This window comes from Polyangium sorediatum, assembly GCF_029946465.1.
Lineage (GTDB): Bacteria > Myxococcota_A > Polyangia > Polyangiales > Polyangiaceae > Polyangium > Polyangium fumosum.
The window spans coordinates 1-24,464 of the sequence record NZ_JARZHI010000095.1 but is presented as its reverse complement, the minus strand read 5'-3'; the positions used below and the strand labels follow the sequence as shown (position 1 = coordinate 24,464).

Genomic DNA, 24,464 nt, shown 5'->3' with positions numbered 1-24,464 from the left:
CACTCAGCCCTTCCCCACCCCCAACATGCTCAGCCCCATACATGCCACCAGGGCACCGAGCTCCAGCCGCTCCGCTCGCCGCTCGTCGAGCACCCGATCCCGCAGCCACAGCCCGACCACGTTGCCGCCCATCACCGCCACCGTCAGCACCGTCGCGCGCACCACCGTCTCCTCCGTCATCATCCCGCCGAGCCCGTACGCTGCCACCCGCCCCGCGTGCAGCGCCACGGCCGCCGCGGCGACCGTGCCCACGAACCGCTTGCCCGTGAGCCCCGCCGCCATGAACAGCGGCCCCACCAGCAGACCCGCTCCGCCCGCCGTCGCGCTGATCGCTCCAATCCCGAGGCCCGCAGGCGCCATCGCCGCCGCCTTTGGCCTCCATGTGTACAGCCCGAACGCCCGGCCGAGCGCCGCCGACGTCATCACCAGCATCAGCCATCGGAGCACGTCCTCCGGCATCCACGCCGCCATCAGCCCGCCCAGAAAGCTCCCGGGCACGGCGCCCCAGGCGAACGCCTTCGCGACCCCCCGGTCGAACTCGTCCCGCAAAAGCCAGAGCCGGTGCAGGTTGCCGAAGAGCATCGCCGGCGCCGTCGACGCCAGCGCCGCCGCCGGCCCCCAAACGACCGACAGCCCGAGCAGCAGCAGGATGCCCCCGCCGAGCCCAGCCATCGTCGTCAGGATACCGGCCAGAACCCCGAATACAGGGAGAAGCGCAAGCATCGCTCCACCTCCTCGCGGCATGACGTAGGCGCTCGGCCACCATCGGACCAATCGATTGTTCGGAACACCGTGATAACTCTGGCTGATGCTGGATGCCCTTCGGCACTTCGCCCTCATCGCTGAACACGGGACGTTCACGAGGGCCGCGCGGCACGCCCACCTCTCGCAACCCGCGCTCACGGCCTCGATCCAGCGGCTCGAAGAAGCGTTCGGCGCGCGGCTCCTCCATCGGGATCGCACAGGGACCGGCCTGACGGCCGCGGGGCGTGTCCTCCTGCCGCGCGCGCTGCACATCCTCGCGGCCGTGGGCGATGCGATGCGGGCCGTCGCCGAGGTCGAGGGCCTCGAAGCCGGGGAAGTACGGCTCGGCGCCGGCGCGACGGCGTGTACGTACCTCTTGCCGCCCACGCTCTCGGCGTTCCGGGCGACGCATCCCGGCGTACGCTTTCGCCTTCGCGAAGCGACGACCGCCGAGGTGCTCGACGCCCTCGAGCGCGGGGAGATCGATCTCGGCGTGGTCACGCATCCAGAAGGAGAGCCCTGGATCGACGATCAGCTCATCCTCGTCGCCGCCCCCGGCCTGCCCGCGGACGGCGCTCCTTTCGTGACGTTCGGCCGGGGCTCGACGACACGCGCCCTGCTCGACCAGCATTTTCCCGACGCCGACGTCGTCATGGAGCTCGGCAGCATCGCGGCCGTGAAAGGAAACGTGCGCGCAGGGATCGGCGTGGCCCTCGTCAGCCGCTTCGCCGTCGAGCACGACCTCGCCCTCGGCCGCCTCGTCGAGGTCCCGCACCCGGCGACGCCGATCGTTCGCCCCATGCACATCGTGCATCGCGGCGAGGATCGCCTCCCCCCCGCTGCCGCCGCGCTCCGGCACCTCCTGCTCGCGCGCCGCGCCGCGCGGCCGAAGCGCTGACCGTCATTCGAGCGCGCCCGCTCGCCGCAGCCCGTGCCGCTGCAGCAAGCGGTGCAGGTACATGCGATCGAGCTGCGCTTTGCGCGCCGCGCGGCTCACGTTGCCGTCGGACCAGGCGAGCAACGCCGCCAGATAGGCGCGCTCGAACTGGTCGATCATCGTGTCCTTCGCGGTCTTGAAGGGCACCTCGATATCGACGGCGCCTGCGCTGGGTCCGGGCCGCTCGGACGAGGGGCTCGCATCTTCCTCCTCATCACGGAAGCTTGGAGCCTCCGTCTCCAGCACCACACGGCGCTCCACATAGTTGCGCAGCTCGCGCACGTTGCCGGGCCAGTCGTAGCGCGACATCTCCGAGAGCACGTCTGCCGTGAAGAGGTGGGCCTTGTCCGTCGCCTCCAGCGCCGCGAGAAAGCAGTTCACGAGCAGCGGGATGTCCTCGATGCGCTCGCGCAGGGGCGGCACGCGCACCGTGACCACGCTGAGCCGGTAGTAGAGATCCTCACGGAAACGGCCGAGGTTCACCTCGCGCTCGAGCCTGCGGTTCGTCGCGGCGATCACGCGGACGTCGACCTTGCGCGACTGGTTCTCGCCCATCCGGCGAATCTCCCGCGAGGCGATCGCGCGAAGCAGCTTCGGCTGCATGTCGAGCGGCAGCTCGCCCATCTCGTCGAGGAACACCGTGCCCCCGTCGGCCGCTTCGAACGCGCCGATGCGGTTGCGCTCGGCGCCCGTGAACGCGCCGCGCACGTGGCCGAAGAGCTCGCTCTCGATCAGGTTCGGCGAGATCGCCCCGCAGTCGACGATCACGAGCGGCTTGTTCGCGCGTGGGCTCCGGCGCACGATCTCCGTCGCGATGAGCTCCTTGCCCGTCCCGCTCTCGCCCTCGATGAGCACGTTCGCGTCCGTCTTCGCGACGCGCTTCAAGAGCTCGAAGAGCCTGCGCATCCCGAGCGAAGCGCCGAAGATCGAGCCGAAGCTCGGCGCCCCGGGCACGTCGGCCGAGGCCGTGGCGTGAAGCTCGCGCACCCGCACGATCGATTCGCCGAGCTCGATCCGGCACTCGGGCAGCGGCAGATCTGCGTCGCGGACGCGCACGCCGCCGATCCGCGAGCCGTTCAGCGAGCCCGTGTCGAGGATCCGAAAGCCCCCGACGCCACGCGCGATCCGGCAGTGAAAGCGCGACACCCTCGGATCGGTGATCACGAGATCGTTGCTCGCGTGCGAGCCGATCCGAAACAGCTCACCTTCGAGCACGACGACGCGCTCGGTCGCCTTGCCCGCCTCGCGCTCCACGCAGAGCTCGATCCGCGGGATCATCACGGGGTCCGAGAACTGCGGCGTGGTCTCCGAGTTGCGTCCGAGGACGGACACACCGGATGACGGATCACTTCCGAACGGGGGCCTGTTCATTGCGCGGGCCTACTCTAGCCCATGCGCGCGCCCGAGGTCTTCGAATGCGTCATGCATCCGCTCCAAAAAAGCCTCAGCTCGTCACGAGCTCGTAGACCTTCGTCGTCGCGCTCCGGCCCGTGAGCGCGCGCTCGCCGAGCGGCGAGAGCTCGAAGGCGGCGTCCGCCACGAGCCCGTGGGTGGTCTCTGCGACGAGCACCTGGTTGGGACGGGCGATCCCCTCCAGCCGCGCGGCGACGTTCACCACGTCACCGATGACGGTGTACTCCATCCGCTTGTCCGAGCCGATGTTGCCCACGAGCACCTCGCCCGAGTTGATGCCGATGCCAAGCTCGATCGTGGTCCCGTACCGCTCGCGAAACGACTCGTTCGCGGTCTCGAGGAACCGCATCATGTCCTCGGCCGCGGCGAGCGCGCGGGCCGCGTGATCCTCCTGGGCCACGGGCGCGCCCCACACGGCCATGATGCAGTCGCCGATGAACTTGTCGACGGTGCCCCCGTGCCGGAAGACGACCTCCGTGAGCACCGAGAACAGCTCGTTCAGCAGCGTCACGACCTCCTCGGCCGGCCTCGTCTCCGCGAGCGGCGTGAACGCGACGACATCGGCGAAGAGCACGCTCACCGCCGCGCGGCGACCGCCGAGGGCGAGCTCGTGCCGGCCGCTCACGATCGCCTCGACGAGCTCCTTGCTCAGGAACCGGCCGAGATCCGCGCGCTGTCGGGCCTGCCGGGCGATCTCGAGCTCGCTGCCTTCGAGGTCGGTCGCCATCCGAGAAAGCTCGGTCGTGAGCGTGCCGATCTCGTCGGTGCGAGGCGAAGAGAGCGAAAGCTCCCGCCAGCGACGCTCGCCGACGAGGCGCGCTTGCCCCGCGAGGTGCACGATCGGCCGCGCGATCCAGCGCGCCGAGAGCGCCGCCGCCGCCAGCGCGAGCAACGCCGCGCCGAGCGCGACGATGCCGCCGCGGCGCTGCATCGCCGAGAGCACGGCGAAGGCGTCCTCCTCGCGGCGCGCGAGCGCGACGCCCCAGCCGAGGCCCGGGAGGAAACGCACCACGCCGATCATGTCCGCGCCGCTCTCCGCGTGATACGGCGCGACCCGCACCACGCCCACGACCCCGGGGTTCTCCTTGGAAAAACCGTTCCAGAGCGGGTGGCTCGCCGTGTCGGCGAAGGCGCCGATCTCGGGCATCCCGTGCGAAGCAACGCTGCGCCGCGTCGCGTCGACCACGACGAGGCCCACGGCGCCGCCGAAACGACGGCCCGCGATGTCGTCGATCTCGCGCTGGAGATCCACGAAGTCGAGCGCGGCCGTGACGTAGCCGCGCGCCGTCGTCGCCACGCCCTCGACCGCGGGGATCGGCACCACGAGCAGGCCCTTGCCCGGCCCGAGCAGCGCGACGCCCATGCCGTGCTCGTCCGCGGCCTTTTGCATCGCGGGCGTCGAGGCGGGCACGTCGGGGCCCGCGGCGACCTCGTCGCCTTTCTGCCGCAGCACCGTGCTCACGTTACGCTCGGGCACCTCGAAGCGGACGGCGCCGAGCTCGCGGCGCGTACCGAGGATCGCGCGAACCGCATCGAGCCCATCCCCGCCGGCCGCGGACTTCGCGCCTGCGGCCTGGTAAAGCGCAAACGCCACGGCATCCGCATCGACGCGCACGCCCTCGACATGACGCATCGTGGCGCGCTCGAGCTCTTCGAGCACGGCCGCCTGGAGCTGCTGCTCGCTCGTCTGCACCGCCTGGCGGTTCACGGAGAGCAAGAGCGCCACGACCGCGCCGACGGGCACGAGCCCGACCGCCGCGAACAGGAGCAGCGCGCGCGCGCCGATCGAGCCGAGCTTCACTTCGCGGCGCCTTCCTTCCAACCGGCCTCGCCGAGCGGCGTGCGCCGCAGGATCTGGAACTCCACGCGGCGGTTCTTGGCGCGCCCCTCGGGTTTGTCGTTGCTCGCGACCGGCCTTCGTGGACCAAAGCCACGCGCCTCCAGGCGCCGCGCGTCCACGCCGTGATCCACGAGCCAGCGCACGACGGCCACGGCGCGCCGCTGCGAGAGCGTGACGTTCGCCCGCTCGACGCCGACGTTGTCCGTGTGTCCGTCGATCGCGACCCGCGCAATCTCCGGGTGCTGCGCGAGCACCGCGGCGACCTGCTCCAGGAGCGCGTAACTCTCGGGCGCGATCACGTCGCTGCCGGTGGCGAAGTTGACCTCCTGCAGGATCACGATCTGCGTGCCCTCGACGCGCACCGACGCGGGGCACCCCGTAATCTTGGGGTCCGCGTTCGCCTCCCCGCGCTCCTTGGGGCACGCGTCGACCACGTCGGCGATCCCGTCGCCGTCCGTGTCGAGCGCGCAGCCGTAACGCGCGGGATCGGCGCTCGCCACGCCGGCTTCGTCGGGGCAGACGTCGTCCGCGTCCGCGATGGCGTCGCCGTCCCGATCGGGCGGGCAACCGGGCCGCGCGGCCGTCGGCGTCGCGTCCCCCGCGCGATCGGGACACACGTCCTTCGCGTCGGGCACGCCATCACCGTCCGCGTCGGGCGCCGCGGCGGCCTCGACGCCCGGCCCCTTGTTCCCCTTTGAATTCCCCTTCGCGTTCGCCTTCGGATCCCTGCCGGAAGCCGAAGCGTCCCCGCTCGCCGCGTCGCCAGGCCTCGCCTTCGCCTTCTGCGGCACGTCGAACGAGGCCCCCACGCTCGCCACGAGCCGGAACGTCGGCGTCCCGACGCCGGCCGTGAGCCCGGGCCCGCCGGCGAGGCCAAGCGCGAGCGGACCCAGCGTGGCGCGGCCGCCGAGCAAGAGCTCGATGTTCGTCGTCCCGCGCCCAAACGGCAAGGCGTCCACGGTCACCGTCGATCCGTAAAGCTCCGCGTTCGCCGAAAACCGCCCGAAACGCCCGGCGATCGCGCCTCCCGCGACGAGCTCACCGCCGAGCAGCCCGAGCCCGCCGCGCGTGTCCTGCACGCGCCGCCCGAGCGCGATCGAGTAGGAAAACCGGCCCATGTCGGCACCCACGACGATCGACGGCATGTGCCGGACCTCGCCCGTACCCGTGAACGCCGTCGCGTCCCCCGTCGGCACCCACACCGCATAGACGAGGCTCGCCGCGGGGATCGCGCCGCGCTGGGGCAAGAGCACGAGGCGCACGCCGAGCCGCAGATCGTTCATCGCGGCGCCCGCGGGCGAGCCGTACGTGGTGGGCGTGCCGGGCGGCAGCGCCGAAACGAGCCCTGTGATCGAGGGAGACTCCCCGCCCTGGGCCAGCGTCACCGGCACGTCGAGGTCGAGCTTCAAGAACCGGCGAATCTCGATCGCGGCGAGCAGGTGCCCCGTGAGCTGATACGAGACCACCTCGCCGGCCTCCTGCGCCGCGTCGCCCGCCCCCACGCGGAGCGAAAGCGGCGCGTGGGCGTACGAAAACACGAGCGAGGCCGAGGCGCGGAGGTCGCCGGCCACCTCGGCGCGCGGCACCGCGAAAAAGCCGTCCCCTGCGGGCGCCGGTTCGAGCCGCTCCAGCGCGGTCGCCGCCTGCGCGTTCGCCGCGGCGGGCGCGAGCCACACGGCGCCCGCGCACGCAAGGGAGCGGAAACGCCGGGCGACCATAGGGGGCGACGCTATGGCAGCGGACGCGAGGGGGCAACCCGAAACGAAGCGAGGTGGGGGGGCCGCCGCCGCGAGACGCGCCGGGTCTCGCCAGCCGCCACGAACCGTGTCTATGCTGGCGGGTGGCGGCGTGGCCTCACGTCCGCGCGTCGTCGGAGGAATGGGCATGCGCACAGTCGTGAGAGGAGCCTCGGCCGCCCTGGCCCTCGTGCTCTCCGTCGCGCCGCGCGCCCACGCCGACACGCCGCCGCCCGGCTTCCTCGAGCCCATCGTGCACTGGGGCGTGCAGAAGGGCGAGACGTGCGACGACATCGCGAAGGTCATGTACGGCGCGGCCGCGCACGTGCCCCTCATCAACCGCTACAACCGCGTCGACTGCCGCAAGCCCTTGCCCGAGGGCATCACGCTCATCCTGCCGAAGGGCGTCACGAGCGTACCCGACGCGCGCATCAAGTCGAGCCACCCCAACGTGCGCGGCAGGCCCTCGGGCGGCGGGTGGGACACGGTCGTGACGGGCGCCGCGCTCTACCGCAACCACAACGTCCAGACGATGGAAGAGGGCCGCGCGCACATCGAGTTCCTCGATCACACGCACGTCTTCCTCGCGCAGAACACGCTCGTCGTGATCTACGGGACCGCCGGCAAGACGAGCGTCGCGAAGACGCCGCCCGCGGTCGAGATCGAGGCGGGCGAGGTGCAGGCGGGGCTCTCCGCGCTGCGCGGCGAGCCGGCCGAGGTCGCCGTGCCCGACGGCGGCGTCGTGCGCGCCGCGTCGAGCGACACCGTCATCGAGCGGAAAAAGGCGCGCACGACCGTGGCGGTCTTCGACGGCAAGGCCGCGGTCCAGTCGGGGGGCAAGACGGTGACGGTGCCGAAGAACTACGGCACGCGCTTCGAAGGCCAGGCGCCGCCCGCCCCGCCGCGCCCGCTGCCGCCCGCCCCGCGCTGGCAGGACGGAGGATCGGCGTCCGTCGTGCTCGCGCCCCCGGGCACGGCCGTGATCACGACGAGCTGGGATCCCGTCGAGAAGGCCAAGTCCTACCGGCTCGAAGTCTCGCGCGACGAGGGCTTCCACGACCTCGTCGTGCGTGAAGAGATCCCCGCCGACGTGCGCTCCTTCCGCGCCGAAAAGATGCCGCCGGGCCTCTACCGCGTGCGGGTCCGCGCCATCGACGTCGAGGAGTACCTCGGCGTCGCCTCGGACGTGCGCACCATCGACGTCGTCGCAGCCGAGCTTCGCGGCGAGGGCGCGCGCTTCGAGGGCAAGACCGTCACGGTGAACCCCTACGGCGTCCTCGCGCTCACCGCGTCGAGCCCCGTCGAGGTGGCCCTCGACGAAGGCCCCTTCGGCCCGCCGCCCGCGCAGATCGACCTCCTCAAGCAAGCGCCGAAGACGTTACGTTTCCGTACAAAGAGCGGGCTCGAAGAGCGGATCACCCTCGTCCCCACGCCCGTCACGACGACCCCGGCCGCCACGTTCGACGCGGCGAAGCGCGAGATCCACGTGCACGTCGCCACGAAGGGGCTCGGCGAGATCGACATCCCGAAGCGCGTCGCGCCGCGCCTCCGGATCCGCCTCGGCGAGCGCGTGGAGACGATCCCGCTCACCGTGGCCGAGGGCGGCGCGCTCCTCGCTTCCTTCCCGGTCGGCGACGCCCACGGGGAGGTGCGGCTCGACGTGCTCGACGCTCACGGAAAGGTCCTCGGCACGACCACGATCCTCGCGCCGGAGAAGCCCCTGCCGCCTCCGCCGCGGCGCCCGCAGCTCCGCCCGCTCGGCGCGTGGCTGCCGCCCTTCCGCCCGGCGGGCGTCACGGCCGTGCCCTGGACGAGCCCGACGGCGCCCACGGCCGTCGGCCGAGGCCTGAGCGCGGGCAGCACGGCGAACGGCCCGGTCTTCCAGGCCAATGGCCGCGTCAGCGGCTCGTTCGGCGCGCTCGGGCTCGACGCGCTCATCGTCACGACGCCCTTCGAACGCGGAAACGCAGGCACGATGCCGGGCAGCGTGCCCACGGAGGACATGGCGTGGCTCGGGGCGCGTTACCGCGTCTTCGAGCGCGGCGACTCCGAGCTCGAAATCGCGCCGCTCGTTCGCGTGGGCCTGCCGCTCGAAAACCGGCGCGACGTCATGTTCGACCTGGGAGGCGCCGCCGGCGGGGCGCAGGGCCGCATGACGTGGGTCGTGAACGCGGGCGCGCGCTTCCTCCTGGAGGAGCCGTCCGCGCAGATCCCCTGGGTGCAGCCGTACCTGCTCGTGGGCGCGACCTACGACCCCCTGCGCTGGCTCCGGGCGTATGTCGTCGCCGATGCCCACGTGCTCGCCACGATCGGGCAGGCCGGCACGGTCGTGGTTCCTTATGGCCTGACGGCCGGCGTCGAGGCGGGCGGCTCGGTGTTCTTCGCGCTGTCCGGCTGGGTCGGGCGTGCGGAGAGCGTCACCTGGCAGGCGGCGGGCACGGTGACCGGATCGCTCGGATTCCGCCTGGAGACAGAGAGCCGATGAGCGACGACGACGACGACGATCGTTCGCCTTCGAAGCCTGGGGGCCCGACGAGCGGGCAGGCTCCGATGCGCATCAGCGTTCGCCCGCCCGGGGCCGACGATCTCGACGCGCTCGAAGCGCAGCACCACACGACGCTGCAAACCCTCCCCTCCCCCCAGGACCTCGCGTACCAGGCCGTCGCGAAGGCCCCCCCGATCCTCCGGGAGCGCACCGGCGGGCACGTCGGCCTCGTCCTCGCGGGCAAATACCGCCTCCTCGCCCGCATCGGCTCGGGCGGCATGGGCGAGGTCTACCGCGCCGAGCACGTGACCTTGCGGATGCCGGTCGCGGTGAAGCTGCTCCATTACAACATCTCGATCGAGCCCGACTACGTGCGGAGGTTCTACCGCGAGGCGCGGGCCGCGACGCTGCTCGACCACCCGAACGTGGTCCGCGTCATCGATTACGGCGAAGACGAAGGCCTGCCCTTCCTGGTCATGGAATACCTCGTCGGCGTCACGCTGCATTCGTGGCTCCGCGACCGGGACGCGGCGCCGCCGCTCACCGACATCCGGGACATCCTCGGGCAAATCCTCGACGCCTTCGACGTGGCGCACGCGCGCGGCATCGTGCACCGGGATCTGAAACCGGAGAACGTCTTCCTGACGGACGTGGGCGGCAAACGCACCGTCAAGATCCTCGATTTTGGCCTCGCGCACGTCGAGCTGCCCAAGGAGGACGACAGCGGCCCGACGCTCACGAAGCCCGAGGCCGTCGGCGGCACCCCCGAGTACATGAGCCCCGAGCAATGCCATTCGCTCGCCGTCGGCCCCGCGACGGACATCTATGCGATCGGGTGTGTCCTGACGGCGATGCTGCAAGGCAGGCCGCCGTTCCTCGGAAAAAACTCCATCGAGATCATCTCGGCGCACCTGTTCCTGCCGCCGCCGCCGCTCGCGCGCCCCACCGGCGCGGAGCCCGTGCCGCCGCTGCTCGAAAAGCTGCGCCTCGAAATGCTCGCCAAGCAGCCGGAGCGCAGGCCGGCAAACGCCGGGGTGGCCAAGAAGCGGCTCGAAGACGCGCTCGACCCCCAATCGCTCGCGACGCAGCTCGTCACGCGCAAAGGGAACGAGCCGCTCGGCGGCCGGGAGTCACGCGTGCCGCAATGGGAAGGGCAAATCGCCCGCGCCCAGGACTCGACGGATCCCGGACACGGGCTCACGGAGGTCGGATGGATCCGGATGCCGAGCGCGTCCGGCATCGACCCTTCGTGTGTCACCGGCCTCGCCTCCCAAGGCATCTATCTGATCCCGCTCGAAGCCCTCGACGACAAGGGCCGGGCGAACCTCACCGTGGTGCTCATCGACGCAGGCGCCGATATCGACGGCGCGGCCGCGCACCTCGCCGAGCTCGCGCGGACCCTGCCGCGGGCGCGGGTCCTCGTCTGCGCGTCGTCGCTCACGCCCGAGCGCATGACGCGGCTCGTCTCGGCAGGCGCGGCGGACGTGGCGAATGCCCCCGCGGGGCCCGATGGGCTCGGGAAGAAGATTGGGCGGATCTTGCGGCGGGGGCGGTAGGGGCGCGCCGCTGCGGGGGGGGTTCCATAACATCCACGCGCGCGCATCCGCCCCCCCGAACACGTCAGGGCTCGAGTCGCAACCTCGCCACGCTCAACTTGCCGTTGGTCTCGTTGCAGATGATGTCTGCGCCATATTGATTGTCGGTATCACCGAGGTACACGTCCTTCACCGACGAGCCGCTGCACCAACCGTCGATGTTGCCTCGCCAGTCGATCGACGGGAACTGCCCGCTCGTGTTGGCGAGACCGACCTCCGTCTTGCCCGTGGATTGGTTGCGACAGAGGAGGTCGTCACGACCATCGCGGTTGATGTCCGCGACATGGAGCTTGGCAGAGCTGCCCAGGCAAAAGTCGCGATCTTGAATCCAGTTGCTGCCCGTGAACAGCGCGCTCGTGGTGCCGGCGAAATCGATGAGCATCTCGCCATCGCTCTGGTTGCAGAGGAGGTCGTCTTTGCTGTCGGCGTTGAACTTGCCGACGTACAGGGTCTCCCCTGCCGTCACGCAGAAGTTCCGGCTGGTATACGTCCAATCCGCGCCGGCAAACTCTCCGCTCGCGTCGGCGAAGTCGACGAGCATGTCGCCGTTGCTCCGGTTGCACAGGAGGTCATCGGAGCCGTTGCCATCGAAATCACCGATGTAAAGGCGATCGCCGGAGCCCACGCAGAAGTTCAGGTTGGACTTGATCCAGTTGCTCCCCTCGAAGCGCCCGCTCGTGTCGGCGAAGTCGACGAGCATGTCGCCGTCGTCTTGATTGCACAGGAGATCGTCACGATTGTCGTTGTTGAAATCGCCGATGTAGAGGTGTTCGCCTGCCTGACGGCAGAAGTTCCGGCCGGGGGAGATCCAATCGGATCCGTTGAACGAGCCATCCGGCTGAGCGAGATTGACGAGCATGTCTCCGTCGTCCGTTTGGTTGCACAAGAGGTCCACACGGTCGTCGTTGTTGAAGTATCCGGCATAGAGGCGCTCGCTGCTGGTCCGGCAGAAATTGGCCTGGTCGGACCAGAACGAGCGGACGAGGCCGAGGCGGGAGCGACCGGCGGTGAGATCGCCCGCCGAGAACCCGCTCGGGAGCGTGTCGACACGCTCGGCGAACTCCGTCGACACGGGTGGCTCGTAATTGAGGAACGACCACACGTTGTCCGCCTGCGACGGGGCGATGTGCCGCGTGCAGCCAGTCGGCGGGTTCTCCATGATGTTGACGCCGACGCTGCTGTCTGGATACAGGCGCACGAGCGCGTCGATGCGGGGATCACCCGCCGTCAACAAGCTTCCAGCGAGCGTGCAGCTCAGGTTGCAGGTGCCGGCGGCATAGCTGCAGGAGGGCTTGATGAGCTGGAGCGAGCTTTCATAGACGCTCGCGTCGCTCGCGCTGTCGTAGAACTCGGGGCCGCCGTTGCTCGGCTTGGCCCGGAACATGAGATCGTACCGAGCGCTCTTCTTCCACGTGAGGTCCGTCTCCGGGTCGGCGCCGAAGGCCGTGTCGCCTGGATGCGCCAGCCCCAGATAATGCCCCAGCTCGTGTCCGACCGTATTGCCGATGAGATTCGCGGTCGACATGTTGATGACCTTCCCGACGTGGGGAAAGTCTCCGGAGCTGCCGCTGTAGGCCCCGCCGATGATCATCACGATCTCGTCGCTCGACGCGTACGTCCCCGCGGCGGCTTTCCACCAATCGCTCGCCTTCGAGGCGCCCGACGCAATGCCGCCTTTTTGCTCCGTGTTCAGCCAGGCATTCGAAGGCACCTCCGGGAAGGCCGCCGTCACTTCGCTTTTGACGTTTGCCCACGTCTGCCAGCCGGGGGAGGGGCACCAGAGTCGTGGCGCCTGCACGACGTCGAACGAGCGCAGCTTGAACTCGATGCCGGCGGCCGCGTAGACGGCGTTCGCCGTCGCAATCCCCTGCTCGAGCCGGCTGCTATCGGGCTCGCCCGCGCTACCGCCGCAGCTCGATCCGCAAAGCGACTGAGGCCTCGTCGAACAAGCCGAGTCTGCGAGCGCGATGGCCCGAATCGGGATCGTCCTCTTGTCGAGAGGCTCCATCAACGCCTGCTCTGCCGCGCCCGTCTCCACGTTGTCTTCCGCTTCCGTCGCGGAAAGCTCGGCATTCCGATCGACATCGCCGCAAGCGCACAACGTCACGAGCAGCGATGCCATCCCCAGATGTCGGATCGTCATAAGAAACTCCTCGCACGACGAAACGCGTCGTACTCTCTGCAGGGGCCCATTGCAGAGGTCGTGCCAGGAGGCGGGGCGACGTGGGTTCGGGGGTGATTCGGGCGGAAATGCCCTGTCCGCGCAGAAATGGCGCCGGGCGGAGCGCGCGAGACCGCAGGCCGCAGCATGCAGCGGCCGCAGGTCCCAGCCTGCGGCGGCAGCGCTCGTGCAGGCCCCGGGCAGGCCCCGGGCAGCCCCCTCAGAGCCCCATCTGCTTCGCGATGATCACCTTCATGATCTCGTTCGTCCCGGCGAAGATCCTCTGCACGCGCGCATCCATGTACGCCCGCGTCACCGGGTATTCGAGCATGTACCCATACCCGCCGAAGAACTGCAGGCACTCGTCGACCACCTCGCCGAGCATCTCCGTCTGCCAGAGCTTCGCCATCGAGCACTCCTTCACGAGGTACTTGCCCGCGATGTGCTCCGCGATGAGACGATCGAGGAACGCGCGGCCCACTTCGACCTTCGTCGCGCACTCCGCCAGCTTGAACTGCGTGTTCTGGAACTTCGCGATCGGCTTGCCGAACGCCTTGCGCTCCTTGCAATACGCAATCGTGTCCTCGAGGATCCGCTCCGCCCCCGCCTGGCTCCCGATCGCCACGACGAGCCGCTCCTGCTGGAGCTTCTGCATCAACATCAAAAAGCCCCCGCCCTCCTCGCCGAGGCGGTTCTTCACGGGCACGCGGCAATCCTCGAACGCGAGCTCCGACGTGTCCTGCGAGGGCAGCCCCATCTTGCGCAGCTTCTTGCCCTTCACGAACCCCGGCGTCCCTGCCTCCACGACGAACAGACTGATGCCCCGGTGCGCGCTCTCCGGGCTCGTGTCCGTCTTCGCCGCCACGATGCAGATGTCGCAAAGAATGCCGTTCGAGATGAACGTCTTCGCCCCATTCAAGACGTAATGGTCGCCGTCGCGCACGGCCGTCGACGCGATCCCCGCGAGATCGCTGCCCGTCCCGGGCTCCGTCATGGCGATCGCCGTCACGATCTCCCCGGACGCACACCCGTGCAGCCAGCGCTGCTTCTGCTCCTCCGTGCCGAAGGTCGCGAGGTACGGCACGACGACGTCCGAGTGCAGCGACATCGCGAAGCCGGAGTCGTAGGCCCGGGCCATCTCCTCGATCACGATCACCGAATGGAGGAAATCGCCGCCCGCGCCGCCGTAGGCCGGATCGAGCCATGGACAGAGGAAGCCCCCCTCCCCCGCCTTGCGCCACGCCTCGCGGTCGACGCTCCCCTCCTCCATCCACCGCTCCTGGTGCGGCTTGATCTCCCGGTCGACGAACCGGCGGAAGGACGTTCGGAACAGCTCGTGCTCTTCGCGGAAAAGGTTCCTATCCATTTGTAAGGAGGGGCTACCAAAGCTCCCGACGCGCGTCCATCGGATCTGGAAGGCGGTTGACACACGCCACGCGCTGGAAGACGCTTTTCCCGAGGCCGACTTGTCCGACGGAGCCAACGCTGCCGAGCCGACCATCGCCGAGCGGCTCACCACCCGCGAGGAGCGCATCCACGTCTCCATCGGCGCCGTCTGCAACAACAACTGCATCTTCTGCATGGAGGAAGATCGCGACGGCCGCTACGTGAACAACTCGGCGATGACCACCGATCGCGTGCGGTGGATCCTCGAGCAGAACCAGGGCTCCGAGGAGGTCTGCTTCACCTCGGGTGAACCCACGACGCGCCCCGAGCTGCCCGACCTCGTGTCGATGGCCAAGGGCCTCGGCTACCGCAAGATCAGCGTGATGACGAACGGCCGGCGCCTCTCGCACCTGCCCTACGCCGCGCTGCTCGCGAAGGCCGGGATGAACCGGTTCTATGTCTCGATCCACGGCCACACGAAGAAGCTGCACGAGGGCCTCACCCGCACCCCCGACAGCTTCGAGCAGACCGTCGCCGGCCTCGCCTCGATCACGAAGCTCAAGCGCTTCGGCGTCGAGCTGCACACCTCGACGGTGCTCACGGACCGGAACCTCCCGCACATGCTCGACATCTACCGCTTCCTGCGGCAGTGCGGCGTCGATCAGGTCGTCTTCAACGTGATGCAGGCGAACGGCCGCGCCGACACGTACTTCGAGCAGATTTTCCCGCGCTACACGGAGATCGCCGACACGTTCCGTCGCTTCCTCGCAGACGTCGGCGAGCCGCGGCCGATGGCGTTCCTCGTGGACATCCCGCTCTGCACGACGGAGGGCGTCGCCGATTTCAACCGCGGGTACGTCGAGCGCTACCGGCACTTCGACCTCGGCGATCAGGCGAACCTCGTCGCGACGCGCGCGCCCGAGCGGGCCGCGGACGGGCGCGGGCGGGGGCTCGTCCTCGTCACACGGCAAGATCTCGACGAGGCCCAGCGGGACAAACGCCAAGCGTGCGGAACGTGCAAATACGGGCCGCAATGCGAGGGTGTCTGGCGCAACTACCTCAAGCGGTACGGCTGGGACGAGTTCGAGCCGATCCTCGGCCCCCCAAACGCTCGGTGATCCCCTGGCCAAACGTGTTACCATCGCCGAGCAGGCATGAGCGACGGCAAGAGCGACGTACGGGGCGGGGTGAGAGCGCAGGGATCCCCTGCTTCGAACGGGCCCCCCCTCCCGCCGGCCCCTCCCCCACGTCCGATGTTCCAGAGCACCCCGCACGGGGGCCCGCACTCGGGCCCGCACTCGGGCCCGCATAGCCTGGGCCCTTCGAGCGTGATCGTGGGCGGCCGCAAGAGCGACGTGCCGCCGATCCCGCAGGAGCCCGAGGCGCACCGCAAATGGCTCATGGAGGAGCTCGAACGCACGCGCGCGCGCCTGCTCCAGGCCGACCGGCTCGCCACGCTCGGCACCATCGCCGCGGGCGTCGGGCACGAGCTCAACAACGTCGCCGCCGTCCTCACGCACACCGCGACCTTCATCCGCATGCGCGCCCAGGCGGGCAAGCCGCCGGAGCCCGACGATCTCGTGGCCCTCGATCGCGGCGTCGCGCACCTGACCGAGCACGCGCGGAACCTCCTGCACCTCGGCACGCCGAGCCAGGATCGGCAGGAGGTCCTCGACGTGGTGGCCGTCATCTCCGACGTGCTCTCGATGCTCCACGTCTCGGGCCGCACGAAGCGCGTCAGCATCATGACGCACGCCCCGCCGGCGCCCGTGCGTGTGGCCATGAGCCGCACGAAGCTCGAGCAGATCTTCGTCAACCTCGTCACGAACGCCGCGGATGCGGTGAGCGAGCAGCCGCCGGAGGGGCGGCTCATCCGCATCGAGGTGAGCGAGAACCGCGAGACGGGGCGCGCGGTGTGCCTCGTCGAGGACGCGGGGATGGGCATGTCGCCCGAGATCCTCGCGCGTGTCTTCGAGACCTATTTCACGACGAAACCTTCGGGCAAAGGCACGGGCCTCGGGCTCTCCGTCGTCAAGAGTCTCCTCGAGGCCGTCGGCGGATACATCGAGATCGAGAGCGAGCTCGGCAAGGGAACGGCCGTGCGCTTCGATCTCCCGCTCTGCACGTGAGAGAACGTCCTTGCCGTCCGAGGGCCGTGGGCCGCATCATGGGCCCAGGTCCGTGACGTCGATTGCGTCTCCCCATGCCTCGCCGGCGACCGCCGTCGTACCGGGCACCCTCCTCGCTCAGAAGTACCGCGTCGAGCGTGTGCTCGGGCAAGGTGGCATGGGCTACGTGGTCGAGGCCCGGCACGTCGCGCTCGACGAGCGGGTCGCGCTGAAATTCCTCCTGCCCGAATACGCGCAGCACCCCGAGGCGTCCGCGCGTTTCCAGCGCGAGGCGCGCGCCGCCGTGAAGATCAAGAGCGAGCACGTCGCCCGTGTGCTCGACGTGGCCACGCTCGACCATGGCGCGCCGTACATGGTGATGGAGTTCCTCGACGGCCGGGACCTCGCGAGGCAGCTCAAGGACGGCGTCCTCGCGGTGCCCGACGCGATCGACTACGTCCTGCAGGCCTGCGAGGCCATCGCCGAGGCGCACTCGTACGGCATCGTCCACCGCGATCTGAAGCCCGCGAACCTCTTCCTCGCGAGCCGCCGCGACGGTTCGCCGCTCGTCAAGCTGCTCGACTTCGGCATCTCGAAGATGCAAGGCGCGCCGGGCGAACACGCGCTGACGCGCACGTCGACCGCGATGGGATCGGCCCTCTACATGTCGCCCGAGCAGATGCAGGAGACACGCGGCGTCGATCACCGCACCGACATCTACTCGCTCGGCATCACGCTCTTCGAGCTCATCGCGGGCACGCAGCCGTTTTACGCGGAGACCTTGCCCCAGCTCTGCGCCGAGGTCCTCACGGGCACGCCGCGCCCGCTCCGCGACTTCCGTCCCGACCTCTCGGCCGACCTCGCCGAGCGGATCGCGCGCGCCTACGAGCGCGACAAGAACCAAAGGTACCAGTCGATCGCCGAGTTCGCCGTCGCGCTCGCGCCCTACGCGCCCTCGCGCTCGCAGAGCACCCTCGATCGCGTCGCGCGCATGGCCGGCCTGCCGCCGCCCGCCGTCGGCGCGCCCGGCGAGTCCCCGCGTTTGCCCTCCCAGCCGACCTTGCCTGCGATGCAGGTGCCGAGCGCGCGCGGGATCCCCGAAGGGACCGACGTCCCGAGCACCGTGCCGCTCCCCCCCAACACGGGGCGACGCAACTCGGTCATCAGCTCCACGCTGGCCTCCGCCACGCCGCCCGTTGAGGTCGCCGCGCAGACCGCGCACAAGACGATGCCGCTGCCGGTGCAGATCGCGTCCGCGCCGGAGCTCCCGACGGCGTCCACGACGACCGGGCCGAGCATCCTCACGCTCGGGCAAACCCCGCCGCTCGACGTGATCGAGCCCGATCTGAGCCGCATCGAGGCCGACCTCTACACGGGCCCGCGGAGCGCGCACGCGGCCGCCGCCTTCGCCAGCGCCGCGCGCACGCGGCCGCCCGCGCCCGACGCGGGCCGCTCGTTCCTGTTCGTCGCGCTCGGCCTCGGCGCGCTCATCGGGATCCTCGGCGGCGTGCTCGTGTTCCTGTTCCGATCGAGCGTCGAAGCCTCCTCGACGACGCCGATCGCCGCCGGCGTGCCGGAGGCGGCCCCCGCGATCGCCGCGGCTGCGCTCACGGCTTCGCCGACGTCGACGGCGCCCGCGATCACGCCCGAATCCACGCCCTCGCCGAGCGGATCGGCCTCTGTGTCGCCCGCCGTGTTGCCGGCGCCGGGCGCCTCCACGAGCGCGCCTGCGACGCCTCCGCCGGGCCCGAAGCCCACGAGCAAGGCCACGACGGCGCCGTCGAGCACGACGAAAAAGAAGAATGCAAACACCGCTTTCACGCGCCGCTAGCGCCTCGACGGCCCGCGCCCCTCGAAGGCCTCTCGCCGCCGCGCTCACGCTCGCGGCGGCGATCGCGCTGGCTCCGGAGCACGCGGCCGCGCAGGACGGCGACAAGAAAGCCATCGCCGAGGCGGCCTTCGTGCGCGGCCGTGAGCTCATGGACCAGGGCAAACCCGCGGAGGCGTGCCCCAAGTTCGAGGAGAGCGCGCGGCTCGATCCCTCCGTCGGCGCCTTCTTGAACCTGGGGCTCTGCAACGAGCAGCTCGGCCGCACCGCCACCGCGTGGGCGCGGTACAAGGAAGCCGCGACCCTGGCGCACGCCACGGGCGACGCCGATCGCCTGCGGATCGCCGAAGAGTTCGCGGGCAAGCTCGCCCCCAAGCTCTCGCGCCTGCGCATCGACGCGGAGACGGCCGCGGCGGGCCTCGTGCTCAAGCGGAACGGCGAGGTCCTCGGGGCCGCGCTGCTCGGCGACCCCATCCCCGTCGATCCCGGCGAGCACACGATCGAAGCGAGCGCGCCCGGGTTTTCGTCGTGGTCCACGAAGATCGTCGTCGGCAAGGACGCCGACCTGAAGACGGTCTCGGTGCCTGCGCTCGTGGCGGATCCGAACGTGAAGCCCGTCGAGAAGATCGACACGCCGCCCGCCGCATCCGGCACGAACGGCCTGCGCATCGCGGCGTTTGTCGCGGGCGGCTTGGGCGTCGCCGCGCTCGGCGTCGGCGCGGTGTTCGGCGGGCTCGCGTCGAGCGACGTGGGCAAGGCCGATCCGCTCTGCCCTGCAAAGAAGTGCAACGCCGAGGGATTCGCCCTCATCGAAGGCGCGCAGACGAAGGCCCTCGCCTCGACGATCGGCTTCGGCGTGGGCGGCGCGGCGCTCGCCGCGGGCGTCGTCTTGTTTTTCGTCTCGCGCTCCCCGCCGAAGGAGCCTGGCCCCGAGGCGCCTCGCGCATGGCTCGTTCCTTCGTTGGGTTCCCACGGCGGAGGCGCCTCGATCCTGGGCACGTTCTGAGCCCGCACCGGTACAACAACCGTTTCCACGACCTGCCATGGACTTCGACCTCACCGACGAGCAAAAGCGTTTCCAGGAAGCCGCGCGCGCCCTCGCCGCGCGTTCTCTCGCGCCGCGGGCCGCCGAGATCGATCACGACGCGCGCCTCCCCGAAGGACACACGCGCGCGCTCGGCGACGCGGGCCTGCTCGGCCTCACGATCCCCGCGGAGCAAGGCGGATCCGGCGGCGACCTCGTCTCGCTCGCGCTCGTGATCGAGGAGATCGCCGCCGCGTGCGCGAGCTCGGCGGCGATCGTGGGCACGCACGTGGCGCTCGTCGCGCGCACGCTTCTCCGCACGGGAAGTGACGCGCAAAAACAGAAGCACCTCGCCCCGCTCGCGCGTGGCGCCTCGCTCGGCGCGGCCGCGATGCCCGATCCCGCGGAGCCCCCTTCCCTCTTCGCCGAGCCCAGCGCCGACGGAGGGTTCGTCCTCGAGGGGGAAGCCGGCCCCGTGATCCTCGGCTCCGCGGCAGACGTGTTCCTGGTGTTTGCCGCAACGAACCGCGCCGCGAACGATCCCCGCCTCGTCGCGCTCCTCGTCCCGAAGAGCGCCCCCGGGCTGGACCTCGTGCCCGCGGAGACAAGCGTGGGCCGGCGCGCGGCGGGCGCGGCCTTGCTGCGCGCGCGTGGCGTTCGCATCGACGCGGCGGACGTGATCGGCGCGGCGGGCGAGGGACAGGCGATCGCCACGGCGGCGCTCGAAGACGCGCGGATCGCCGTCGCGGCGGAGGCGATCGGCGTCGCGCGCGCGGCCTTCGAGAAGGCGGCGGCGCACGTGAAGCGCACGCAGGATCGCGTGAAGACGCCGGGCCTGCTCGGCATGCAGGCGCAGCTCGCGGACATGTCCGTCGAGATCGAGGCCGCGCGCCTGCTCGTGCTACGCGCCGCGCACCTCGCGGATCGCGGCGCGCCTTCGTCGGCCGAGCGATCCATCGGAAAGCTCTTCGCCTCCGAGATGTCGACCCGCGTCGCGCACCGAGCCATGGACATCCTCGGCGCGCGCGGCGGAGGCACGAGTGAAGGCCTCGGACGTCATTTCCGCGACGCGCGCACCACCGAGCTCGTCGAGGAGAGCAGCGGAACGCAGCGATCGATCATCGCGCAAACCATGTTGAAGGCATGATGAAGAGCAACGAACGAAGCCTGGGTATTGGTTCCCTTCGGGCCCACATCGCCGCGATCGCGGCGCTCGCCTCGCTCGCGGGTTGCGGGGGCGAGGTGGCGGTGAACAAGCCGCCGGACACGGGCGGCACGGATTCCTCGACCAGCGGCGGGAGCGGCGGCGCCGACGTCGAAGCCGAGATCGGCGCGCTCGATCAGGACAAGGTGCAGTCGACGCTGCAACGCACCTCCGACAAACTCAGCGCGTGCTTCCACAACGGCGTGCGCCGCATTCCCTTCATGGGCGGCGAGATCCGCTTCGCCTTGCGGATCGCGCAGGGCGGAACGGCCACGGTCGCGTACCTCAAGGAGTCGACGCTCGGCGATCGCGACACCGAGTCGTGCATGCTGGGCGCGCTGCGCGGCGCGAGCTGGCCTTCGCCCGTGGGTGGAAAAGAAGGCCTCGCCGAGGGCGGCTTCTCCTTCGACCCGAGCGCCGACGAGCGCCCGCCCGTCTCGCTCGACCCGGGCCGCCTGGGCAAGGAGCTGCCCAAGGCCCAACAAGCGCTCGCCACGTGCCGCGCGAGCCAGGGCGCAGGCCCGATCAAGGCCACGATGTACCTCGACACCGACGGCAAGCCCCTCTCCGTGGGCGTGTCGAGCGCCGATCCCAAGGGCGACGCCGCGGCCACGTGTGTCGTCGACGCGCTGCGTGGCATGAGCTTCCCGTCGCCTGGAAGTTACGCAGGCAAGGTGTCCCTCGTCGCGGAGTGAGCCCTCGCCGGCCTCGTGAAGAAGTGTTCGGGCCTGAGACAAGGCGCGCCGAGCCGCGCTAGGATCTCCGCGTGTGGAAGCTCATCCGTGAAGTCCTCGACCTGCTCTGGAAGCTCGTCAAGACGCTCCTCAAGAACAAGCTCCGCGCCATCCTGAAGCGCGTCCTGCTCTACGCGCTCCTCTTCGGGGCCGTGATCGCGGTCGTCGTCTTCATCCTGACGCGGTTCTTCGTCTGACGGACAAACCCCGTGGATGCCCCCACGGGGTGCCTTCCATCCTTCAGCGCGTCGCGCTCCGGGCGATCACGATCCGCTGGATCTCGCTCGTCCCCTCGTAGATGGTCGTCACGCGTGCGTCGCGCAGGTGACGCTCCACCGCGAAGTCGCGCACGTAGCCGTAGCCGCCGTGGATCTGCAGCGCCCGCTGGCAGATCCGGTTCGACGCCTCGCTCGCGTAGAGCTTCGCCATCGCCGCCTCAGCCGAGAACGGACGCCCCTGCTCCTTGAGCCACGCCGCGCGCAGCGTGAGCGCCCGCGCCGCGTCGAGCTCCGTCCGAGAATCGGCGAGCGACCACTGGATCGCCTCGTAGTCGCCGATCGACCGGCCGAACTGCTTGCGCTCACGCGCGTACTGCGTGGCCTCCTCGACCGCCGCCGTCGCGATGCCCACGGCCTGCGACGCGATCCCGATGCGCCCGCCGTCGAGCGCCATCATCGCGATCTTGAAGCCCTCGCCCTCGCTGCCGAGCAGCGCGTCCGCCGGCACCTTGCAATCATCGAGCTCGATCGGCACCGTGTTCGACGCGCGCAGCCCCAGTTTGTCCTCGGGCCGGCCGCACCGGAGCCCCGGCGTCCCGCCCTCCACGAGGAACGCCGACAGCCCGCGTGTCCCCGGCCCGCCCGTGCGTGCCCAGACCACGAACACGCCGGCCCACGCGCCGTTCGTGATCCACTGCTTCTGGCCGCGCAGCACCCAGCCCTCCTCGGTCCGCTCGGCGACAGTGCGCATCGAGCCGGGATCACTGCCCGCCTCCGGCTCGCTCAACGCGAACGACCCGGCCGCGTACTCGCCCGCGCAGATCCGCGGCACGTGCGTCGCGCGCTGCGCCTCCGTGCCGAACCGCGCGATCACCTCCGCGACCATGTTCGTCACGCTCATCGTCACGGCCGTGGAGGCGCACGCGCGCGCGATCTCCATCATCGCCAGCGCGTACGCCACGACGCCCGCCTCGGCCCCGCCGAGCGCCGCGGGCACGTTCACGCCCATCAGGCCAAGCTCGGCGAGCCCGCGCAGGATGTCGCGCGGGATGTCCTTGTCGCGGTCGAGATCGGCCGCGACGGGCCGGATCACCCGCTCGGCATAGTCGCGAGCCGTGCGCTGGACGAGCGCCTCGGTCTCGTTCGGATCGAGGTCCATGGTCAGGCCGTTACTGGCACTTCTGCGTGAAATCGCAAGGATCGCCGCCCTTCGCGGTCACGAAGAGGCTGTACTGCGTGCACGTCCCCGGGGCGCCGAGCTTGCGGGAGACGCGCACGAAGTACTTCATGGAGTTGTTGTTGCAGTGCACGGGCTGCGAGCCGTCGTTCGCGCACGGCACCTCGCCCGAAAGGCCGTCCGCCGACTTCCCGTCGACGCACCAGTCGTACGACGTGATCCCCACAGCGCCGCCCGAGGGCGTGTCCGTGCAAGCCTCGCCGCGAATCACGTCGATCACGAACTCGTCGTTCGGCAGCGGGGTCATGAAGTCGATGCTCACGTGGTACGAGTTCGTCGTGAGCTCGTTCGTATCCACCGTGTCGAACGACCACACGTCCACGTCCGCCGCGCCGCCGAGCGTGCCCGTGATCGTGATGCTGCTCCCGTCGGTGTCGCTCACGCTGCCCGCGGGCGTCGCGTTCGCGCAGAGGTCGTTCGGCTCGCCCATCTCGACCGGGCACGTGCATCCGTTCGCGATCGGGCCGGGCGGATAGGCCGCCCACCCCACTTCGCAGGGCCCGAGCCCGCACGTGCCTTGTGGCGAGCAGGTCCACGACGCGTGCGGCGGCACCGGGCCCTCCGCGCTGCAGAGCTCGTTCGGCTCGCCCTCGTCGCTCATCCCGTCGCAGTCGTCATCCTGCGCGTTGCACGTCTCGGCCGCGGGCACCTTCGCCGTGCAGCCTTCGAAGGAGCTCGACGCGCCGTTGCACGCCTCGACGCCCGTGCACGTGCCGTACTGGTTCGAGTTCGAACAGTCCTTCTCGACCCCGTCCCGCTTCTCGTTGCACGGACACGAGAACGGCACGTTGGGCACGCAGAACTTGTGGGCTTGCCCCTGCGGAGGCTTCGTCGGCCCCCCATCCACGCCGCCGTCGTCTAGCCCGCCATCCCCCGCGTCGCCCGGAGTCCCCGCGTCGTCCGGCGGCCCCGCGTCCGGCATCTCGCCTCCCTGCGTCGGCGGATACTTCGCGCCTTCGAGGCACGTGAAGCCGTTCGGGCACTGGCCATCCGTCGTGCAATCCCGCGCGCAGAAGCGATCCCCCGCGGGCGCCTTCAAGCACGCGTCCGAGGGGTTCAGGCATTGAAGAACCGTCGTGCACGGCATGCACTGGCTGCCGAGATCGGGCACGCAGATCGAGTCGCCGTTGATGAGCGCGCAGTACGTCCCCTCGGGGCAGCCGGGCGGACACGGCACGGTGCAGTACTTGTTCGCGCCGACGACCGTACACTCGCCCTGCTCGCAAGGCATGTCGTCGCTGCACGGGCCGCCGATCTGGCCCGGCGGAATGCCCCCGCCGCCCGCGCCGCCCGCGCCGCCCGCGCCGCCGGTTTGATCGACATGATTGCCCTGCGCGCACGCCGCGAACAGCGCCGCGACGAACGATCCGATCAAGACGATCCGCCCATGGTAACGGTGCCCCAAGCTCATCGGACGGCGCCTCCTCGACGACACGAACGCCCCACGCGCGGGCAGCCCAAAATGGCTCTTCCTTCCCGCGCAGAGGCCTTGGCCATGTTAAATGTTTTGCAGACCGGGCGTCAAACGCGTAACTGGGAGTCGTTCGCGGCCCGCGCCGCTCCTCGCCATGCCTCGCGCCTCTGCTCCCAGGCCCTCCGCGTTCGTCCACGGTGCGTCGTGTACGGGCCTCGCCGCCCTCGCCCTCAGCGCGCTCGCGGGTTGCTCGAGCGCAAAAACCGAGGCCGCGCCCGGCCCGAGCCCCGCCGCCGAGGTGATGCCCCCGGCGCCCCCCACGACCCCGCCCGCCGCCGCCCCCGCGACGGCCCCCGCGCCCACAGCCGCGCCCGCCGCCGCCCCCGCGCCCACAACCACG

18 protein-coding genes and 1 pseudogene are annotated in these 24,464 nt (G+C 70.4%); 11 read left to right on the top strand and 8 right to left on the bottom strand.

From position 1 onward, the window contains the following. Positions 1 to 3: 3 nt before the first annotated feature. Positions 4 to 723: a TSUP family transporter gene (locus QHF89_RS45435; protein ID WP_284721798.1), complete on the bottom strand. Its 720-nt coding sequence runs from the start codon at positions 721 to 723 to the stop codon at positions 4 to 6. Positions 724 to 808: 85 nt separating this feature from the next. On the opposite strand from QHF89_RS45435, the gene QHF89_RS45430 reads away from it, so the two are divergent. Then, on the top strand, positions 809 to 1,642 hold the full coding sequence (locus tag QHF89_RS45430; RefSeq protein WP_136970398.1) for a LysR family transcriptional regulator: 834 nt from the start codon (positions 809 to 811) through the stop codon (positions 1,640 to 1,642). Between the two features lie 3 nt (positions 1,643 to 1,645). On the opposite strand, the gene QHF89_RS45425 is transcribed toward QHF89_RS45430, so the two are convergent. From QHF89_RS45425 to QHF89_RS45415, 3 genes are all read right to left on the bottom strand, one after another. Beyond that, positions 1,646 to 3,052: a sigma 54-interacting transcriptional regulator gene (locus QHF89_RS45425; RefSeq protein ID WP_136970399.1), complete on the bottom strand. Its 1,407-nt coding sequence runs from the start codon at positions 3,050 to 3,052 to the stop codon at positions 1,646 to 1,648. Positions 3,053 to 3,125: 73 nt separating this feature from the next. Beyond that, positions 3,126 to 4,895 (bottom strand): adenylate/guanylate cyclase domain-containing protein, encoded by a 1,770-nt coding sequence (locus QHF89_RS45420; protein ID WP_136970400.1) that lies wholly within the window; start codon positions 4,893 to 4,895, stop codon positions 3,126 to 3,128. Further along, a complete protein-coding gene (locus tag QHF89_RS45415; RefSeq protein WP_136970401.1) occupies positions 4,892 to 6,652 on the bottom strand; it encodes an OmpA family protein in 1,761 nt (586 codons plus the stop codon). The genes QHF89_RS45420 and QHF89_RS45415 overlap by 4 nt, the downstream gene beginning before the upstream one ends. A 166-nt stretch (positions 6,653 to 6,818) precedes the next feature. On the opposite strand from QHF89_RS45415, the gene QHF89_RS45410 reads away from it, so the two are divergent. Further along, entirely contained in the window at positions 6,819 to 9,155 is a 2,337-nt protein-coding gene (locus QHF89_RS45410) for a FecR domain-containing protein (protein ID WP_284721797.1), read from the top strand. Further along, positions 9,152 to 10,711: a serine/threonine-protein kinase gene (locus tag QHF89_RS45405; protein ID WP_136970403.1), complete on the top strand. Its 1,560-nt coding sequence runs from the start codon at positions 9,152 to 9,154 to the stop codon at positions 10,709 to 10,711. The genes QHF89_RS45410 and QHF89_RS45405 overlap by 4 nt, the downstream gene beginning before the upstream one ends. Positions 10,712 to 10,775: 64 nt before the next feature. Here QHF89_RS45405 and QHF89_RS45400 read toward each other — a convergent pair whose 3' ends face one another. Both QHF89_RS45400 and QHF89_RS45395 read right to left on the bottom strand, forming a co-directional pair. Beyond that, a complete protein-coding gene (locus tag QHF89_RS45400) occupies positions 10,776 to 12,893 on the bottom strand; it encodes a hypothetical protein (protein ID WP_136970404.1) in 2,118 nt (705 codons plus the stop codon). Between the two features lie 238 nt (positions 12,894 to 13,131). After that, positions 13,132 to 14,277, bottom strand: coding sequence for an acyl-CoA dehydrogenase family protein (locus QHF89_RS45395; protein ID WP_136970405.1), 1,146 nt, complete (start codon positions 14,275 to 14,277; stop codon positions 13,132 to 13,134). A gap of 100 nt (positions 14,278 to 14,377) precedes the next feature. Here QHF89_RS45395 and hxsC4 point away from each other — a divergent pair, with 100 nt between their 5' ends. The 7 genes from hxsC4 to QHF89_RS45360 all read left to right on the top strand — a co-directional run bounded on the left by hxsC4 (position 14,378) and on the right by QHF89_RS45360 (position 21,392). Next, a complete protein-coding gene (hxsC4, locus tag QHF89_RS45390) occupies positions 14,378 to 15,415 on the top strand; it encodes a radical SAM protein HxsC4 (protein ID WP_136970406.1) in 1,038 nt (345 codons plus the stop codon). A gap of 135 nt (positions 15,416 to 15,550) precedes the next feature. Beyond that, positions 15,551 to 16,426, top strand: coding sequence for a sensor histidine kinase (locus QHF89_RS45385; RefSeq protein WP_284721796.1), 876 nt, complete (start codon positions 15,551 to 15,553; stop codon positions 16,424 to 16,426). A gap of 52 nt (positions 16,427 to 16,478) precedes the next feature. Further along, positions 16,479 to 18,236 (top strand): serine/threonine-protein kinase, encoded by a 1,758-nt coding sequence (locus tag QHF89_RS45380; protein WP_136970408.1) that lies wholly within the window; start codon positions 16,479 to 16,481, stop codon positions 18,234 to 18,236. After that, positions 18,208 to 19,239: a hypothetical protein gene (locus QHF89_RS45375; protein WP_136970409.1), complete on the top strand. Its 1,032-nt coding sequence runs from the start codon at positions 18,208 to 18,210 to the stop codon at positions 19,237 to 19,239. Before QHF89_RS45380 ends, QHF89_RS45375 begins: the two co-directional genes overlap by 29 nt. A gap of 37 nt (positions 19,240 to 19,276) precedes the next feature. Next, complete coding sequence (locus QHF89_RS45370; protein ID WP_136970410.1) at positions 19,277 to 20,404, top strand: acyl-CoA dehydrogenase family protein; 1,128 nt, start codon at positions 19,277 to 19,279, stop codon at positions 20,402 to 20,404. Then, on the top strand, positions 20,401 to 21,156 hold the full coding sequence (locus tag QHF89_RS45365) for an AgmX/PglI C-terminal domain-containing protein (RefSeq protein WP_284721795.1): 756 nt from the start codon (positions 20,401 to 20,403) through the stop codon (positions 21,154 to 21,156). Before QHF89_RS45370 ends, QHF89_RS45365 begins: the two co-directional genes overlap by 4 nt. Positions 21,157 to 21,227: 71 nt before the next feature. Further along, a complete protein-coding gene (locus QHF89_RS45360; RefSeq protein ID WP_170229927.1) occupies positions 21,228 to 21,392 on the top strand; it encodes a hypothetical protein in 165 nt (54 codons plus the stop codon). 43 nt (positions 21,393 to 21,435) lie between these two features. On the opposite strand, the gene QHF89_RS45355 is transcribed toward QHF89_RS45360, so the two are convergent. Both QHF89_RS45355 and QHF89_RS45350 read right to left on the bottom strand, forming a co-directional pair. Then, positions 21,436 to 22,572 carry an acyl-CoA dehydrogenase family protein gene (locus tag QHF89_RS45355; protein ID WP_136970411.1) on the bottom strand — a complete coding sequence of 379 codons (1,137 nt, stop codon included), beginning with the start codon at positions 22,570 to 22,572 and terminating at the stop codon, positions 21,436 to 21,438. A 10-nt stretch (positions 22,573 to 22,582) separates the two neighbouring features. Continuing rightward, positions 22,583 to 24,061 carry a hypothetical protein gene (locus tag QHF89_RS45350; protein WP_136970412.1) on the bottom strand — a complete coding sequence of 493 codons (1,479 nt, stop codon included), beginning with the start codon at positions 24,059 to 24,061 and terminating at the stop codon, positions 22,583 to 22,585. Positions 24,062 to 24,218: 157 nt separating this feature from the next. Between QHF89_RS45350 and QHF89_RS45345 the strand changes: the two are divergent. Beyond that, positions 24,219 to 24,464, top strand: a pseudogene (locus QHF89_RS45345) (hypothetical protein); the annotation flags it as partial.

Coding starts and splice junctions, on each gene's coding strand:
- QHF89_RS45350 (WP_136970412.1), bottom strand. CDS start 24,061: ATGAGCTTGGGGCACCGTTACCATGGGCGGATCGTCTTGATCGGATCG.
- QHF89_RS45410 (WP_284721797.1), top strand. CDS start 6,819: ATGCGCACAGTCGTGAGAGGAGCCTCGGCCGCCCTGGCCCTCGTGCTC.
- QHF89_RS45355 (WP_136970411.1), bottom strand. CDS start 22,572: ATGGACCTCGATCCGAACGAGACCGAGGCGCTCGTCCAGCGCACGGCT.
- QHF89_RS45405 (WP_136970403.1), top strand. CDS start 9,152: ATGAGCGACGACGACGACGACGATCGTTCGCCTTCGAAGCCTGGGGGC.
- QHF89_RS45425 (WP_136970399.1), bottom strand. CDS start 3,052: ATGAACAGGCCCCCGTTCGGAAGTGATCCGTCATCCGGTGTGTCCGTC.
- QHF89_RS45430 (WP_136970398.1), top strand. CDS start 809: ATGCTGGATGCCCTTCGGCACTTCGCCCTCATCGCTGAACACGGGACG.
- QHF89_RS45435 (WP_284721798.1), bottom strand. CDS start 723: ATGCTTGCGCTTCTCCCTGTATTCGGGGTTCTGGCCGGTATCCTGACG.
- QHF89_RS45365 (WP_284721795.1), top strand. CDS start 20,401: ATGATGAAGAGCAACGAACGAAGCCTGGGTATTGGTTCCCTTCGGGCC.
- QHF89_RS45375 (WP_136970409.1), top strand. CDS start 18,208: ATGCAAACACCGCTTTCACGCGCCGCTAGCGCCTCGACGGCCCGCGCC.
- QHF89_RS45395 (WP_136970405.1), bottom strand. CDS start 14,277: ATGGATAGGAACCTTTTCCGCGAAGAGCACGAGCTGTTCCGAACGTCC.
- QHF89_RS45370 (WP_136970410.1), top strand. CDS start 19,277: ATGGACTTCGACCTCACCGACGAGCAAAAGCGTTTCCAGGAAGCCGCG.
- QHF89_RS45385 (WP_284721796.1), top strand. CDS start 15,551: ATGTTCCAGAGCACCCCGCACGGGGGCCCGCACTCGGGCCCGCACTCG.
- QHF89_RS45400 (WP_136970404.1), bottom strand. CDS start 12,893: ATGACGATCCGACATCTGGGGATGGCATCGCTGCTCGTGACGTTGTGC.
- QHF89_RS45415 (WP_136970401.1), bottom strand. CDS start 6,652: ATGGTCGCCCGGCGTTTCCGCTCCCTTGCGTGCGCGGGCGCCGTGTGG.